Genomic DNA, 15434 nt, shown 5'->3' on the forward strand with positions numbered 1-15434 from the left:
GGAGACTCATCTTTTTTGGTTTATCGTATAAGTTATTCTCTTTGCTAATTGTATTGGGGTATCAAAAACCGGCTTCAGAAATGAACCGAATTTCTCTAATTGCACCTTTAAACCAGGATCTTTGATCCATTCGTGTACCTATGGAAGTCTTCGCATTTTCACCAATAGGCAGATACTGAAAATTTCCCGACACTTCTTCTTTTCCATTTACATAACCCCGAACATTTCCGTTGCTATAGATCATGCTGATGGTATACCATTCGTTCACCGGGTGAGTTCGGGTTGAATCAATAAGGGTAAGGCTTTCATTTTCAGATTTTATAAACCAGTCACCGTACCACTCCCCATTGTCATTTAATCTTAATTCCAGAAGAATCCGCCGGTTTTCATTTTCCGGATCCTGTATATGCAGAAACCGCTGCTCCCTGTTTTCCGGAAATCCCCGATAAGGTTTAAAATCTACTTCTATAGAAAATTCTTCCATTCCCGAAACAGGATTGGCATCTACTAACAGACCGTCGTTCCTGCCATCAAACTCCAGATATTCCTTTTCCTTACCTTCGACTGTCTTTGGCGCTCCATGGACAGTAACAGAATGTTCTCCCAGTTCCCGGATATTGTCAATATTCCAAACGATCTCTTCCCGATCTGATCTTCCGCAGGAAGCGGTTAAAACAACCAACAGTAGAATAAATATTCCTCTCATCAGGGATTTAAATTTTTAGTCTACAACAAATGACTTAGTATTCTTTACCGTTAATGATAGTGTTCTCAAAAATGATATCATCTGCGTGCTCTACCCTGAGCGGCACCTCCACATTTTTAATATTCACATTTTTAAGTTTTACATTGCTAACAGGGGATTGCTCTCTTCCCAGTATTAACACGCCATATTCTCCCCCGTTTTCTACTTCTACATTCTCAAGCAGAATATTCCTTATCACCGGCATATGCCCTCCTTCCTGGTTAGCATAAATACCATAATGAGTATTTATCTTCAGAACAGCTTCTTTAACCTGTCCCACTTTCAAATCCTTAACAAAAATATTTTCAATGGTGCCACCTCTCCTGGTGTTGGTCTTTATTCTAATGGCACGATCAAGATTGGGGCTGTTCATGGTATTATTGCGGATATAAACATTTCGCACTCCGCCGGAAATTTCACTTCCCATAACAACGCCGCCGTGCCCATCTTTCATAGTACAGTTCTCCACTACGATATTTTCACTGGTGATCCCTACACGTCTTCCGTCGTTATCTCTACCCGATTTGATCGCAATACAGTCATCTCCTGTATCAAAAAGGCAGCCTGTGATGTGGACATTTTTACTGTATTCCGGATTACAGCCATCGTTATTTGGTCCGTGGCTAATCACGCTAACATCTTTGACCGTTACATAATTTGATTTCACGGGGTGCATTACCCAAAATGGTGCATTTATAAAGGTCACTCCTTCTATAAGCACATTTTCACATTCAAATGGCTGAAAAAATGACGGCCTAAATTGATGGCCTTCCCCAAACACACGCTCCTCTACAGGAGTGCCTTTTTCCACCATGTCACTAAGCCGGGGCAGGTTGTGGTCATCCTGCTGCTGTACATCTCCTTCTACATATCCATATTCTTCCTGACCTTTCCATTGCCACCAGTTTTCTTTACTTGCCTGGCCGTTAAAGGTCCCTTTTCCCGTTACGGCTATATTCTTTTGCTTGTAAGCGTAGATCAAAGGAGAATAATTCATGAATTCCATTCCTTCAAAAGTGGTATGTACCACCGGAAGATAATCTTCTGGCCTTGTAGAGAATTTCACTTCTGCACCTTCTTCCAGGTGAAGGTTTACATTACTCTTTAGGTGTATGGGCCCTGTTAGGTATTCCCCCGCGGGAATCAAAACTTTCCCTCCACCTGCGGCAACACAGGCCTCAATAGCTTTTTTGAAAGCTGCGTCACTGCTTTTACTTCCATCTGCTGAAGCTCCATAATCCAGAACATTAAAAACCTCATCTCTAAAAGTAGGGAGTTTTATACTTTCTACTATAGCATCTGCCTGCTTCCATGGATCATCAAAATTAAGATCGGCAGTAGTCTCCGGAGAGGTAGCGACAGATTCATTTTGATTCTTACAGGAGAAAACCGAGAGTACTACCAAAAGGCCAAAGATTATCTTAAATGGATGTCTCATAAATGTATTTTATTTATAATTAGGTGTAATCGATTGCACTAAAATAGGGGTTTTTTTCTGTTTTCACCAAGATTTACTTCTGAAAAGTTTTGGCCAAAATCGGCTGTTTTTCAACCTGAGGGGCAATTATTCAGATAAATTCCGGTTCAATATTCATTTTATGTTAAAAACAGGTTCAATCCATAGAAATATTTTAATATCTTTGTAATGCAATTTGTTGCATATTTAGCATTAGCTTCTTCCATGAAAGATAAGGGTAAGGTTACCATTTATGACATCTCAAAAAAATTGAATGTCAGTGCTGCTACAGTGTCCAGGGCTCTTAATAATAACCCGAAGATTAGTAGTAAAACACGCGAACTCGTTTTTGCCGCCGCCAAGGAAATGAACTACAAGCAAAACCGGCTTGCCCAGGCTCTTAAAAGCGGAAAAAGTAAAAATGTAGGGGTTATCGTTCCTTACATAAACCGAAATTTTTTTTCTACCATCATTAGGGGAATTGAAGAAGAATTGGGCCCTCACGGATACCACGTGATCATTTGCCAGACTCATGAGCAAATGGACACCGAAGTGGAGCAAATAAATACCCTTTTAAACACCCAGGTAGACGGGATCTTTATGTCTATTTCCAAATCCACTACCAATACAGATCATTTCAACAAAGTTCTAAGAGAGGGGAAATCGCTAATCTTCTTTGACAGGAAACTTGATGTACCCGGCGTAAGTTCTGTAGTAATTAATGATTTTAAAGCCGGCTTCATGGCTACCGAACATCTCATCTCCCAGGGGTGCAAAAGAATTGCACATTTTTCGGGGGATCTAAATCTGGAGATCTATAAGAACAGGCATGACGGCTACATAAGTGCTCTAAAGAGCCACGGACTGAAGCCCGATCCCCGTTATATCTTCACAACACTTAGTAGTGTAGAATCTGGCGCAGCTGCCGCTCGCAAAATGTGGGAACTAAAAGAGAAACCCGATGCTGTTTTTTCAGCGAGTGATTATACAGCCCTGGGAGCAGTACAGGAACTTAGAAAGCACGGAGTACGAATTCCTGAAGATTTCTGTATCTCCGGTTTCAGTAATGAACCCTTTACCCAGTATATGGAGTTGCCTATGAGCTCTGTGGATCAAACCCCACTTCGAATGGGACAAATTGCAGCCCAGGTTTTTCTGGAGCAGGTGGACAGCAACCAGGAGCTCAGCATTGAGAAAAAAGTAGTGCTTTCTCCCGAACTTGTGGTGAGAAAATCTTCCGACCGAAGCTTATCAAAATTGGCCGTTTAGAAATAAAAAAGGTGTCTATAAAGACACCCCTCTTTTCCACGGAATAAAATCATCCTGATTGAGCTCATCTGCTTTGGTAGCGACATCTCCATTCGCTACACTTATAAGGAACTCCAGGATCTCCTCTCCCATTTGTTCAATGGTTTTTTCAGCCTTAATTACACCACCGGCATCAAGATCAATAATATCTGGCATTCTGCGGGCAAGAGTGCTATTAGAAGAAACCTTAACTACCGGCGCCACAGGGTTACCCGTTGGGGTTCCCAGACCTGTTGTAAACACCACGACATTAGCCCCTGCCCCCACCATTGCTGTGGTACTTTCCACATCATTCCCGGGAGTACATAGCAAATTAAGTCCCGGTTTGGTCACATAGTCCCCGTAATCCAGCACATCCTGAATTGGAGATGTTCCTCCTTTTTTCGCAGCCCCGGCAGATTTCATGGCATCTGTAATGAGTCCGTCTTTAATATTTCCCGGCGAAGGATTCATATCAAATCCAGATCCCGCATCAATAGCCGATTGTTCAAAGGCTCTGGTCAACTCAAGGAATCTTTCAGCCAGGTCATCACTTACACAGCGGTTGATCAATTCCTGCTCTATTCCGCAGAGTTCAGGAAACTCTGAAAGTATAGGCGAACCACCAAGTGCCGAAAGAAGATCTGAAGCATAACCCAAAGCCGGATTTGCAGAAATTCCTGAAAAACCATCAGATCCTCCACATTCCAAACCTAACTTCAGTTTTGAAAGAGGAGCGGGTTTTCTTGTAATATCGTTAGCCTCCTTAATAGCAGCATATGAATCGCTGATGATCTTACTCATCATTTCATCTACGGTTCCCATTTGCTGCTGTTCAAAAAGCAAGACGGGTTTTCCATTGTCAAAGTTGATCCTTTCAAGCGCCTTTTTAAAGATATCTATCTGCAGGTTTTGGCAGCCCAAACTAAGCACCGTTGCTCCCGCCACATTGGGGTTGTTGACGTAACCGGCCAACAGCCTCGCCAGGGAAGCAGAATCTTGCCTTATACCACCACAACCACCTTGATGGGTGATGAATTTTACTTCAATATTGTCAAAAATCTCGTTCTTCTCTTCTTCTTTTTGAAGGGTCTCGGGTGCGTTCCCGCCCTGGATTAAGCTTCGAAGCAACAGTTGTTCTCTTGAAGGTTGCTTAAAGGAAAGTTCCTTCTCAAAAACCTCTTTTAGAAGCTCTATATTCCTGTTCTCACAAAAGACCAGCGGGAAGAACAACCAGACATTTTTTGTTCCTACCTGCCCGTCGGGTCTGTGGTATCCATTAAAGGTCCTGTTATTCCATTTAGAAACATCGGGTGCATTCCATCCGGTAGTTTCTGTTTTCTTTTGTGCCTGCTCGGCCTGATGCTTTACATTGTCTACTGTAAGTACTTCACCTTTTTTTACCGGTTGTGTAGCCTTACCCACCAATACCCCATACATGTAGATCTTGTCACCCTCCTCCAGGTTTACCAGGCTTATTTTGTGTTTAGCCGCAACATCATTAAAGACTTCAACTTGTATATCATCCATAGATAAAACCTCGCCCTGCCATAAATTGGCAAGAGCTACAGCCACATTATCTTCGGGATGAACTTTAATTATTTTCGTCTGCATTTTTCTAACTTTTGATCTGTGTTTTTTCGCGGAAAGATCTGAAGCCCTCTTCCACACCTTTTTCTTCCAGTTCTTTGAGTGCCACTGCAACGTGATCTTTCAGACCTGGGACAGCTGTAAGATCCTGCCCCCAATATTCCTCTTTTTTAAGCACCTCCCCTGCAACTGATTCAAAGTTTGAATTTTCCCAGATTTTGCTGAAGAAATCAATTATTTGAGCATCATCCTGAACAGGTAGTTTTTCCCCTTTCCACTCTCCTTTGTAGAACCTGATCAAGCAGGCAAAGGCAAAAGTAAGTCGCGTGGGCAAAGTAGATTTTCTCTTCTGATATTCCAGCAGACTTGGCAACACCCTAACCTTAAATTTCGAAATCGAATTAAGAGCAATACTGGCAAGCTGATGTTTAATAAATGGATTCCTGAAGCGATCTAGTACTTCTGAAGCAAAGGAGTTCAATTCCTCTTCAGCAAGATCCAGCGTAGGATTTATCTCTTCAAAAATGGCATTTTTGACAAACTTTCCAGTGAATTCATCATCCACTGTTTCTTTTACAGTTTCTTTTCCGCTTAAAATTCCGAAGGGAACCATGGTGGTATGAGCGCCATTTAAGATCCTTACTTTTCGGGTTCTGTACGGCTGAATGCTATCTACAATGAGAACATCTTCGTTTATTTTATCAAAAGGCAACTTAGCTTTTAAATCTTCTCCTCCCTCGATCACCCAAAGCAAGAAAACTTCGGCTGTAACGATGAGTTTGTCCTCAAATTTTAGCTGACTTTGATAATCATCGATTTCGGCCCTTGGATAACCGGGAACAATCCGGTCTACAAGCGTATTGTGAAAGGTATTGCTGTTCTCTATCCATCCGCGGAAATCTTCTCCGAGGTTCCAGAGTGCTACATACTCTAAAATGATCTTTTTGAGGTTGTCTGCATTGTAGTTTATCAATTCACATGGAATAATGGTCAATCCTTTATCTGGATCTCCATTGAAGTGCTGAAATCTCTTCCAGAGTAAAGCAGTAACCTTGGCAGGAAAACTGTTATGAGGTACTTTTTCAAGTTCATCTGCTGGATCAAAAGAAATGCCGGCTTCGGTGGTGTTGGAAATGAGAAACTGGAGCTCCTCTTCGGTAGCAAGATCCAAATAAGCCGGGTAATCCCTGTAGGGGTCTAGGGACTTCTGAATACAGCTAATGGTCCTGTTCTCCTGAATTTCCTTTCCGCCTTTGACGCCTCTCATAAACAGGTTGTATAATCCATCCTGTTCATTTAGCATCTCCACCAGGCCGGCATTAATGGGCTGCACAACGGCAACACCTGCATTAAATCCTGTTTCCTTATTTAATTTATCTATGAGATAATCAACGAATGCGCGCAAAAAATTCCCTTCTCCAAACTGGATGACTTTAATGGGTAATTTCTGAGTGAATCCGCTATTTTTCCTGTTTAATCTTTCCATTATAATTTTCTCAATATTAAAATCTACTCAAACAAATTCGGTAACCACATGGTAATCTCTGGCACAAAAGTCACCAGCATTAATACAATAAACATTGCGACATACAACGGCATTAGTGGTTTAATCACTTTTTGAATACTGGTTTTAGCCACACTAACGCCAATAAAGAGCACAGAGCCTACAGGTGGAGTACATAGTCCCACGCATAAATTCATAACCATCATTATTCCGAAGTGCACAGGATCCACGCCCAGAGCTGTTACTACAGGCAAAAATATGGGCGTAAAAATGAGAACTGCAGGGGTCATATCCATAAAGGTTCCTACAAAGAGTAAGAGTAAATTGATGATTAGAAGAATTACAAAGATGTTATCACTTAAACTCAACAAAGCATCACTTACAGCCTGCGGAATATTTTCGTAGGACATTACCCATGACATACTCATGGAGGTGGCGATAAGCAACATCACAATAGCTGTAGTTCCCACAGAACTTAAGAACACACTGTGAAGGTCACTCACTTTTAATTCCCTGTTAATAAAGGACAGGATGAGGCAATACAATACTGCAATCCCTGAAGCTTCGGTGGCTGTAAAGATCCCTGAAACAATTCCTCCAATTACAACTACCAACAGTAATAAACTGGGAAGCGCCTGTAAAAAGGTAACAGCGATATTCCTCAGGTTAGCTGGTTCTCCCGCAGGATATTTTTTCTTCTTGATCCAGACTGCTGCTACGAGCATAAGAGCTAATCCCATGAGAATACCGGGAAGATATCCTGCCAGGAACAGCGAAGCAATAGATACTCCTCCACTGGCCAGGGAATAAACAATGAGTACGTTTGATGGTGGAATTACCAAACCTGTGGTTGAAGAAGTGATATTAACTGCTGCACCAAATTCTTTTGAGTATCCCTCCTTTTCCATAGCCGGACCAAGGATTCCACCCATTGCCGAAGTAGCTGCCACTGCAGATCCTGCAATAGCACCAAAAAGCATTGCCGCAACTACATTTACATAGATCAACCCTCCCGGTAACGCCCCCATAAGGGCTTTGGCAAAGGCAATGAGACGGTTGGCGATCCCTCCCTGATTCATTATTTGACCTGCTAAAATGAACAGGGGAATTGCTAACAGTGAAAAACTATCGAGACCTGTGGCCATACGCTGCGCCACCGTTGTAAAGGCAGCCAGGGAGTCTATAGATGCCAGGATAGTTAGTATACATGAAATCCCGATTGACCAGGCAACAGGAACTCCTATTGATAGAAGGATCACAAAGGAGAGCACTAAAATTAATACCTCGGACATCATACTAAATAAGTTTTTGAATGAATTATTTCGTGCACCTTATAATATATGACCAGCAAACCACTTACCGGCACTATACTATATACCCAGGATAGCGGTACTCCCAATGCTGCCGAAGACTGCCCCAGTAAATCGTTTACGTATACCAGATTCCCTCCTCCAATGACCAGGACTGTGAGACTAAAGAGAATGATAAGGATATTGATAAAGATGCGAAGCCTTATCCTATTAGTGGGATTTAACTTGGGAGGCAATATGTCAATGGCCAGGTGAGTTTGTTGACCTGATGCATAGGCTGCCCCTAAAATCCCAATCCAGATAAACAGGTATCTTGCCAGTTCCTCGGTAAAGGAACTGGGGGAGTTCATTAAATATCTTGAAAAGATCTGCCATAAGACAGACAAAACCATTAGCACAAGGAGTACAACTAAGAAGCTCCCTAAAACTCTATTTATTTTATTCCTCATAAACTACTTTATTTCCTGGATGGCCTCAATTAACTGTTTCATCTCAGGGTCTTGAGAGAATTCTTCATACATGGGCTGGACTTTTTCCCGAAAAAGTTCTTTTTCAGGATATATTACTTCTACCCCTGCCTTCTGGATTTCTTCCATAGCATTTAACTCGGCTTCCCTCCAGATCTTCTTTTGGTATTCTGAAGATTCCATAGCGGCCTCTTTTAACCATTTTTGCTGCTGGGGAGAAAGATCATTCCATACCATGGTACTAATCAATAATTCGTCGGGCAGTGCAGTATGTTCATCCACTACAAAGTATTTACACACCTCATAATGGCGCGACAGGTAAAAACTCGGCAGGTTATTCTCGGCTCCATCCACGATCCCCTGTTGCAGGGCGGTATACAATTCCCCCCAGGCTATAGGAGTGGGAGAACCTCCCAGATGTTTTACCATATTTATGGCTGTATTACTTTCCATCACCCGCATTTTTAAACCTTTAAGATCTTCAGGAGTATTTATAGGAGTTTTGCTGTAAAAGCTCCGGCTACCAGCGTCGTAAAACGTCAGACCCTTTAACCGCTTATCAATGCTCTTATTAAGGAAGTTTTCTCCTATCTCTCCTTCCAGTACCTCAAACCGGTGTTCCCTATCCCTAAACAGAAACGGGAGACCAAAGAGTTGAAGGCTGGGGACAAAATTTTCAAGAACCCCTGTAGATACCTTTGTCATTCCAAGGCTGCCTATTTGCAAGAGTTCCAGGCATTCTCTTTCTGAACCTAATTGCTGATTAGGATAAATATCTATGGTCATTGTCCCTCCCGATTTTTCATACAAACGGTCTGACATATAAACCATGGCTTTATGTACCGGGTGGGAAGTGTCAAGACCGTGACCGAGTTTAATTTCTTTTACTTCATTTTGGCTGTCACATCCTGCTACTGCCAGCAGCAGAAATAGAAAAAATCCAAAACGAGAAATATTTTTAATTCTAAGGATCTTCATTTTCTAATCATTGATAATTCTAAATAATCGATCGGGCATCGTTCTTCTGGTAAATTGATATCTTATCTTTTAATTCTTCCATCGGTTTTTCCATTCGCCACCTCCAATACTTCCTCTACGCTCACCAGGTTCACATCTCCAACGTGCGTATGTTTTAAAGCACACGCAGCATTGGCATAATCAAGTGCTTCTTTGTCGCCAAAATGCTGTAAACCATATAATACTCCCGCTGCGAAAGCATCACCTGTACCTATCCTGTCCACCACATTTGTTATTTCCAATTCATTGGTAGTAAGGAATTTTTCTCCATTCCAGGCTCTCCCATAAATTTTTTGCCAGGAGGCATTTACACTGGTGCGAACCTTGTCGAAAATTTTCTTGATTTCCGGAAATTCAGCAATTAAAGCACGGCTGGCTGCCTTAAATCCTTTTTCGTCTGCAGCGAAGTCGGTTTTCAGGATCTCATTGATCTCGTTGACACCTCCTATAAAAATCGTAGAAAGAGAGATTAATTCCCGAAGTACATCCTGGCTGCTCCTGCCATATTTCCAGAGGTTACTCCTGTAGGCAGGATCTGCCGTAACTATGACACCTTTGCGGCGGGCAATTTCCAGCCCTGCCTTTAAAGTTTGATATGCTCCTTCTGAAACCCCCGGTGAAATACCGCTCCAGTGCATGAAGTTGCAATTTTCCAGCACCTTTTCCCAATCAACCTGACCTGGGGTAATATTGGCGAAGCAACTATTCACCCGGTTGTAGGCTATCTGGCTGGATCGCATCGCAGAACCAACTTCCAGAAAATATAATCCCAGCGGATAATCTACCTTCTTAACCGCAGATATGCCAATCCCATATTTCCGAAGAGTAGATAAAGCGGCCTCTCCCACTATATCGTTAGAGACATTGGTCACATGTTGAACTTCGATGCCCATATGCGCAAGAGATGCTGCCACGTTCATCTCGGTCCCTCCAAAGAAAAAGTCCATCTGAGTTGCCTGCAAAAGCTTCCGATTATCTGATGGTGATAGACGCATTAAAACCTCACCAAAGGTGACAATCTTATTTATTTCTGAAGCTTTTTCCTGCATGGGCAATTAGTGAAAAAGCTACGGGTAATCTCACCCGTAGCTTTCTTTTAAATATCTATTTTCTTAGTCTTTTAATTAGATCAAGAGTTTCTTTAACCATCTTTTCGAGACCTGCATAGTCTTTATTGGATATCACCTCTTTTGAGATAAGTTTTGATCCCATTCCCACGCAGGTCACCCCGGCGTCAAACCAGCCTTTAAGGTTATCCTCTGTTGGAGAAACGCCACCAGTAGGCATAATGCTTGTCCATGGTTGAGGACCTTTTATCCCTTTGACAAAATTAGGCCCATAGGTTCCTCCCGGGAACAGCTTTACGATTTCACAACCAAGTTCTTCTGCCCGGGCAATCTCAGTAAGAGAGCCGCAGCCCGGAGACCAAAGCACTTTTCTACGGTTACAAACCACTGCGATATCTTCCCTTAACACCGGAGTCACAATAAAGTTCGCTCCAAGTTGCATGTAGAGAGATGCAGCTGCAGCATCTGTGACCGATCCTACTCCCATGATCATTCCGGGAAGTTCCTTGATCGCGTACTTATTAAGTTCTCCAAAAACCTCGAAAGCAAAGTCCCCGCGGCTGGTGAATTCCAACAGGCGTCCTCCCCCATCGTAACAGGCTTTGAGTAATTTTTTCCCCAGTTCAACATCAGAATGGAAAAACAAGGGAACCATCCCTTGCTCTTTCATTACAGATGCTACTTCTATTCTTGTATATTGAGCCATATCTTATATTATTATCGGGCCACACGACCTGAAGCGTCACCGCCCATTAATTTCTTAACCTCATCTATAGTTACCAGGTTCGCATCTCCTTTGATGGTATGCTTCAATGCTGAAGCGGCTACGGCAAAGTTCAGTGCGTTTTGATCATCTTCAGGATATTTCAAAAGTCCGTAGATCAATCCTGCCATGAAGGAGTCTCCTCCTCCCACTCTGTCTACGATGTGGGTAATGTTGTATTCAGGAGATTTGAACATTGTTTCTCCATCGTAAAGAACTCCAGCCCATGTATTGTGGGAAGCTGAAAGTGAACCTCTTAAAGTTGTAATTACTTTCTTAGCATTCGGGAACTTCTCCATCATTTGCTGACAAACAGAAAGAAAAGCTTCAGCTTTTACATGTTGTCCCTGAGTAGTAATGTCAAGACCTTCCGGCTTGATTCCGAAGTGCTTTTCGGCATCTTCTTCATTTCCGAGGATAATATCACAGTAAGAAGTAAGCTCGGTCATAATTGCCTCCGGCTCTACGCCGTATTTCCAAAGTTTTGCACGATAGTTAAGATCGGTTGAAATGGTGATTCCCTTTGCTCTTGCAGCTTTTACAGCCTCAAGACAGGCATCGGCTGCTCCCTGGGAAATTGCGGGGGTGATCCCTGTCCAGTGGAACCATCCTGCACCGTCGAAAACCTCATCCCAGTCAACCATTCCTTTCTCAATTTGAGACATGGCCGAATGAGCACGGTCGTAAACTACTTTACTCCCACGGCTCACTGCCCCGGTTTCCAAAAAATAAATTCCAAGACGATCTCCTCCAAAAATGATCTTATCTGTACCTACATTTCTCTTGCGCATTTCCATAAGCGCACATTCACCAATATCATTTTTTGGCAAGCGGGTAACGAAATCTACAGGCACTCCATAATTGGCCAAAGACACAGCCACATTAGATTCTCCACCACCGTAGACTACATCAAAATTATTTGCCTGTGAAAATCGAAGATGTTCCTGCGGGGCAAGGCGTAACATTATTTCACCAAAAGTCACTACTTTTTTCATAAAACTCTATTTATTAAATCTATATTCCAGCTGTAGATCCTGTTTGCAACAAGTCCAGCTGCTTTAAAAATTGAAATATTCTTTTGCGTTTTTATAACTAATATTAGCTATAGTTTGTCCCACTAATTCCATATCATTGGGCAATTCTCCTTTAGCCATTTCTTCGCCAAACAAGTTACATAAAACTCTTCGAAAATACTCATGCCGCGGAAAAGAAAGGAAGCTCCTGGAATCTGTCAACATCCCAATAAACACGCTTACTAATCCCATATTAGACAGGGCATCAAGTTGGTCTATAATTCCCTGTTTTTGATCAAGGAACCACCAGCCAGATCCAAACTGCACTTTACCTTTTACACTCCCGTCATTAAAGTTTCCTATCATGCTGGCAAACACTGCATTATCTGCAGGATTAAGGTTGTACAAAATTGTCTTTGCGAGCTTATCTTTTCCATCAAGATTATTAAGGAACCCGGAAAGCTTTTCTGCCTGGGAGTAATCTCCAATAGAATCCCAACCTGTATCAGACCCCAGTTCGTCCAGCATACGCTTGTTGTTATTCCTTAAAGCTCCAAGATGAAACTGCTGCACCCACCCGAATTCATGGTAAGTCTCACTTAAGAAAGTAAGCATTGCAGTTTTGAATTTATCAGCTTCCACGGCGGTTAATTCCTCTCCATTTCTCTTTTTCGAGAAGATAGAACCTATTTCTTCATCTGTGAATTCCTCGAAGGAAATTGAATTCAATCCGTGGTCACATAACCTGCAGCCATTCTCGTGGAAAAATTCGATCCTATTTCGCAAAGCCTTCTTAAGATCCTTATAAGAACCAATTGAAGACCCGGCAACTTCGGCCAGTTGATCTACATAAGAATTGAAGGAAGGAGCTTCAATAAGCACTGCTTTATCTGGTCTAAAAGCGGTGCTCACTTTAATTCCGAAGTCATTATTAGCCAATTGCCTGTGATATTCCAGAGTGTCCAGGGGATCTTCGGTAGTACAAAGCGTCTCCACTCCCATCTTCTTCAAGAGTCCGCGGCAGGAATATTCAGGTTGCTGAAGCTTTTTATTCACCTCCTCATAAATTCTTTCTGCGGAATCTTCATTAAGAAGCTCATCAATTCCGAAGTACCTCTGAAGTTCAAGATGTGTCCAGTGGTAAAGCGGATTACGAAGCGTATGAGGGACAGTTTTTGCCCAGGCCATAAACTTTTCCTTATCTGAAGCATCTCCTGTAATATATTTCTCATCCACGCCCAGGGTACGCATTGCACGCCACTTGTAATGGTCGCCGGCAATCCACACCTGGGTGATATTATCAAAGCGCCGGTCTTCAGCAATTTCCTTTGGAGAAAGGTGATTGTGATAATCTATTATTGGCTGCTCTTTGGCATAGTTGTTATATAGATCTTTTGCCTGCTGACTGTAGAGCAAAAAATCGTCTGATATAAATTTATTGGATTTCATTTTCAACTGTTTATTCAAAAATTATGGAGTTAGCGACCCATCCAGCCACCATCAACCAATACAACAGACCCGTTCATGTAATCACTGGCTTTTGAAGCGAGGAAGACCACAGGTCCTTTGAAATCTTCGGGTTCTCCCCATCTTCCTGCAGGAATACGGGCTAAGATTGAAGTACTTCTATCTTCGTCCTCTCTTAAGGCTGCTGTATTATCTGTAGCAATATAACCGGGAGCAATTGCATTGATCTGTACTCCTTTTGAGGCCCATTCATTAGAAAAGGCTTTTACAAGTTGCCCTACGGCACCTTTTGAAGCAGCGTAGCCCGGCACTGTAATTCCACCCTGGAAAGTGAGAAGGGAGGCTGTAAAAATAATTTTCCCACTTCCTCTCTTGATCATTTCTTTCCCGATCTCCCGGGTCAAAATGAACTGAGAATTTTGATTCACCTCGATCACCTTGTCCCAGTATTCATCGGGATGTTCGGCGGCGGGTTTCCTCATGATTGTTCCGGCGTTATTCACCAGGATATCTATGATAGCATTTTCAGATTTTATTTTTTCTATGAAAGCGTAAAGACTCTTTCGGTCTGAAAAATCGCATTGATAGGCTGAAAATTTTCTTCCTGCAGCCTGTACAGCTTTTTCAATTTCAGAACCTTCTGCCTTAAGGCTGGTAGAAACCCCGATGATATCTGCGCCTGCTTCTGCAAGGCCCTGGGCCATTGCAAAACCAATTCCGCGGTTACAACCTGTAACCAATGCCGTTTTTCCGGTTAGATCAAATAGTTCCATCATTACTTCAGGTTATCGGGATCTACTTTATCCATGTCCCCGTAATCCAGGTTTTCACCTGCCATTCCCCAGATAAAGGTATAGTTTGAAGTTCCGGCGCCGGCGTGAATAGACCATTCCGGAGATAAAACCGCCTGATGGTTCTTCATAAAGATGTGTCTTGTTTCATCTGGCTGACCCATAAAGTGGCTTATGGTTTGACCTTCTTCAAGATCAAAGTAGAAATAAGCCTCCATACGACGTTCATGGGTGTGGGGAGGCATAGTGTTCCAAACGTTGCCTTCAACAAGTTCGGTCATCCCCATTTGTAACTGGCAGGTTTCAACTATGCTATTTACAATGAGTTTATTGAGGATCCTTTTGTTGGCGTATTTCTCATCTCCCAAATGAACTATTTCGGCATCTTCTTTTCCAACTTTTTTGGTGGGATATTCTTTGTGGGCGGGAGCTGAATTCAAATAGAAAACAGGTTGCTCTCCAGAAGACTTCTTAAAAATGACATTTTTGACACCCTTTCCAACATAAAGAGCTTCTTTATGCGCAAGCTGAAATTCCTTTCCATCAACTTCGACAACTCCGGTTCCCCCTACATTGATCACTCCCAGTTCTCTTCTATCCAGGAAGTTTTCAGCTTTAAGGTCGTCTATAGTTTCAAGTTTCAGGTCTTTTTCTACGGGAAAAGCTCCTCCCACGATAAAACGGTCATACATGGAGTAGGTAAGATTGATCTCATCATTTTTGAAAAGTTCGGGGATCAAAAAGTGCTCCCGCAATTCCTGGGTGGTATATCTTTTTACATCATTTGGGTGATGTGCGTAACGCAATTCAGATTTTGTCATTTCGATTTTGTTTTTTCTGTTCTACTTGATTTTTATTCAGGAGCTGAAGCCGCTAACTTCAGCCCTTTCCCTCTTGGGATCGGTATTTATGCAATCGATTACACAAATATAGAATTTTTTCGGCGAAAAGGTTTTC

Annotated in this window: 14 protein-coding genes; 1 reads left to right on the forward strand and 13 read right to left on the reverse strand. The window is 42.3% G+C overall.

Annotated elements, in window-relative coordinates:
* Window positions 1–61 precede the first annotated feature (61 nt).
* Both ACQ93I_RS12930 and ACQ93I_RS12935 read right to left on the reverse strand, forming a co-directional pair.
* Window positions 62–706 carry a LamG domain-containing protein gene (locus tag ACQ93I_RS12930; protein WP_431698860.1) on the reverse strand — a complete coding sequence of 215 codons (645 nt, stop codon included), beginning with the start codon at window positions 704–706 and terminating at the stop codon, window positions 62–64.
* Between the two features lie 34 nt (window positions 707–740).
* Complete coding sequence (locus tag ACQ93I_RS12935; protein WP_431698861.1) at window positions 741–2183, reverse strand: glycoside hydrolase family 28 protein; 1443 nt, start codon at window positions 2181–2183, stop codon at window positions 741–743.
* A gap of 207 nt (window positions 2184–2390) precedes the next feature.
* Here ACQ93I_RS12935 and ACQ93I_RS12940 point away from each other — a divergent pair, with 207 nt between their 5' ends.
* Complete coding sequence (locus tag ACQ93I_RS12940) at window positions 2391–3470, forward strand: LacI family DNA-binding transcriptional regulator (protein WP_431698862.1); 1080 nt, start codon at window positions 2391–2393, stop codon at window positions 3468–3470.
* A gap of 15 nt (window positions 3471–3485) precedes the next feature.
* Here ACQ93I_RS12940 and ACQ93I_RS12945 read toward each other — a convergent pair whose 3' ends face one another.
* From ACQ93I_RS12945 to kduI, 11 genes are all read right to left on the reverse strand, one after another.
* On the reverse strand, window positions 3486–5102 hold the full coding sequence (locus ACQ93I_RS12945; protein ID WP_431698863.1) for a UxaA family hydrolase: 1617 nt from the start codon (window positions 5100–5102) through the stop codon (window positions 3486–3488).
* 4 nt (window positions 5103–5106) lie between these two features.
* Window positions 5107–6564 carry a tagaturonate reductase gene (locus ACQ93I_RS12950; RefSeq protein WP_431698864.1) on the reverse strand — a complete coding sequence of 486 codons (1458 nt, stop codon included), beginning with the start codon at window positions 6562–6564 and terminating at the stop codon, window positions 5107–5109.
* A 23-nt stretch (window positions 6565–6587) separates the two neighbouring features.
* On the reverse strand, window positions 6588–7877 hold the full coding sequence (locus ACQ93I_RS12955; RefSeq protein ID WP_431698865.1) for a TRAP transporter large permease: 1290 nt from the start codon (window positions 7875–7877) through the stop codon (window positions 6588–6590).
* Entirely contained in the window at window positions 7874–8341 is a 468-nt protein-coding gene (locus ACQ93I_RS12960; RefSeq protein WP_431698866.1) for a TRAP transporter small permease, read from the reverse strand. The genes ACQ93I_RS12955 and ACQ93I_RS12960 overlap by 4 nt, the downstream gene beginning before the upstream one ends.
* Before the next feature lie 3 nt (window positions 8342–8344).
* The gene (locus ACQ93I_RS12965) at window positions 8345–9337 is read right to left on the reverse strand and encodes a TRAP transporter substrate-binding protein (RefSeq protein ID WP_431698867.1); all 993 of its coding nucleotides are present in this window, start codon (window positions 9335–9337) and stop codon (window positions 8345–8347) included.
* 62 nt (window positions 9338–9399) lie between these two features.
* Entirely contained in the window at window positions 9400–10425 is a 1026-nt protein-coding gene (locus ACQ93I_RS12970; protein WP_431698868.1) for a sugar kinase, read from the reverse strand.
* 55 nt (window positions 10426–10480) lie between these two features.
* The gene (locus tag ACQ93I_RS12975; RefSeq protein ID WP_431698869.1) at window positions 10481–11149 is read right to left on the reverse strand and encodes a bifunctional 4-hydroxy-2-oxoglutarate aldolase/2-dehydro-3-deoxy-phosphogluconate aldolase; all 669 of its coding nucleotides are present in this window, start codon (window positions 11147–11149) and stop codon (window positions 10481–10483) included.
* Between the two features lie 11 nt (window positions 11150–11160).
* Window positions 11161–12201, reverse strand: a complete 1041-nt coding sequence (locus ACQ93I_RS12980; RefSeq protein ID WP_431698870.1) for a PfkB family carbohydrate kinase — start codon at window positions 12199–12201, stop codon at window positions 11161–11163.
* Window positions 12202–12264: 63 nt separating this feature from the next.
* Window positions 12265–13668 carry a glucuronate isomerase gene (gene uxaC, locus ACQ93I_RS12985; RefSeq protein ID WP_431698871.1) on the reverse strand — a complete coding sequence of 468 codons (1404 nt, stop codon included), beginning with the start codon at window positions 13666–13668 and terminating at the stop codon, window positions 12265–12267.
* A gap of 29 nt (window positions 13669–13697) precedes the next feature.
* Entirely contained in the window at window positions 13698–14462 is a 765-nt protein-coding gene (locus ACQ93I_RS12990) for an SDR family NAD(P)-dependent oxidoreductase (RefSeq protein ID WP_431698872.1), read from the reverse strand.
* Window positions 14462–15298 carry a 5-dehydro-4-deoxy-D-glucuronate isomerase gene (kduI, locus tag ACQ93I_RS12995; RefSeq protein ID WP_431698873.1) on the reverse strand — a complete coding sequence of 279 codons (837 nt, stop codon included), beginning with the start codon at window positions 15296–15298 and terminating at the stop codon, window positions 14462–14464. Before kduI ends, ACQ93I_RS12990 begins: the two co-directional genes overlap by 1 nt.
* Between the last annotated feature and the right edge of the window lie 136 nt (window positions 15299–15434).

Source organism: Salinimicrobium sp. WS361, from assembly GCF_050750585.1.
In the GTDB taxonomy this organism is placed as follows: domain Bacteria; phylum Bacteroidota; class Bacteroidia; order Flavobacteriales; family Flavobacteriaceae; genus Salinimicrobium.

What these genes read in the sequence shown, in the direction of transcription:
- ACQ93I_RS12955 (WP_431698865.1), bottom strand. Translation starts at nt 7,877, where the DNA reads ATGATGTCCGAGGTATTAATTTTAGTGCTCTCCTTTGTGATCCTTCTA.
- uxaC (WP_431698871.1), bottom strand. Translation starts at nt 13,668, where the DNA reads ATGAAATCCAATAAATTTATATCAGACGATTTTTTGCTCTACAGTCAG.
- ACQ93I_RS12965 (WP_431698867.1), bottom strand. Translation starts at nt 9,337, where the DNA reads ATGAAGATCCTTAGAATTAAAAATATTTCTCGTTTTGGATTTTTTCTA.
- ACQ93I_RS12935 (WP_431698861.1), bottom strand. Translation starts at nt 2,183, where the DNA reads ATGAGACATCCATTTAAGATAATCTTTGGCCTTTTGGTAGTACTCTCG.
- ACQ93I_RS12950 (WP_431698864.1), bottom strand. Translation starts at nt 6,564, where the DNA reads ATGGAAAGATTAAACAGGAAAAATAGCGGATTCACTCAGAAATTACCC.
- ACQ93I_RS12930 (WP_431698860.1), bottom strand. Translation starts at nt 706, where the DNA reads ATGAGAGGAATATTTATTCTACTGTTGGTTGTTTTAACCGCTTCCTGC.
- kduI (WP_431698873.1), bottom strand. Translation starts at nt 15,298, where the DNA reads ATGACAAAATCTGAATTGCGTTACGCACATCACCCAAATGATGTAAAA.
- ACQ93I_RS12970 (WP_431698868.1), bottom strand. Translation starts at nt 10,425, where the DNA reads ATGCAGGAAAAAGCTTCAGAAATAAATAAGATTGTCACCTTTGGTGAG.
- ACQ93I_RS12990 (WP_431698872.1), bottom strand. Translation starts at nt 14,462, where the DNA reads ATGATGGAACTATTTGATCTAACCGGAAAAACGGCATTGGTTACAGGT.
- ACQ93I_RS12980 (WP_431698870.1), bottom strand. Translation starts at nt 12,201, where the DNA reads ATGAAAAAAGTAGTGACTTTTGGTGAAATAATGTTACGCCTTGCCCCG.
- ACQ93I_RS12945 (WP_431698863.1), bottom strand. Translation starts at nt 5,102, where the DNA reads ATGCAGACGAAAATAATTAAAGTTCATCCCGAAGATAATGTGGCTGTA.
- ACQ93I_RS12975 (WP_431698869.1), bottom strand. Translation starts at nt 11,149, where the DNA reads ATGGCTCAATATACAAGAATAGAAGTAGCATCTGTAATGAAAGAGCAA.
- ACQ93I_RS12960 (WP_431698866.1), bottom strand. Translation starts at nt 8,341, where the DNA reads ATGAGGAATAAAATAAATAGAGTTTTAGGGAGCTTCTTAGTTGTACTC.
- ACQ93I_RS12940 (WP_431698862.1), top strand. Translation starts at nt 2,391, where the DNA reads ATGCAATTTGTTGCATATTTAGCATTAGCTTCTTCCATGAAAGATAAG.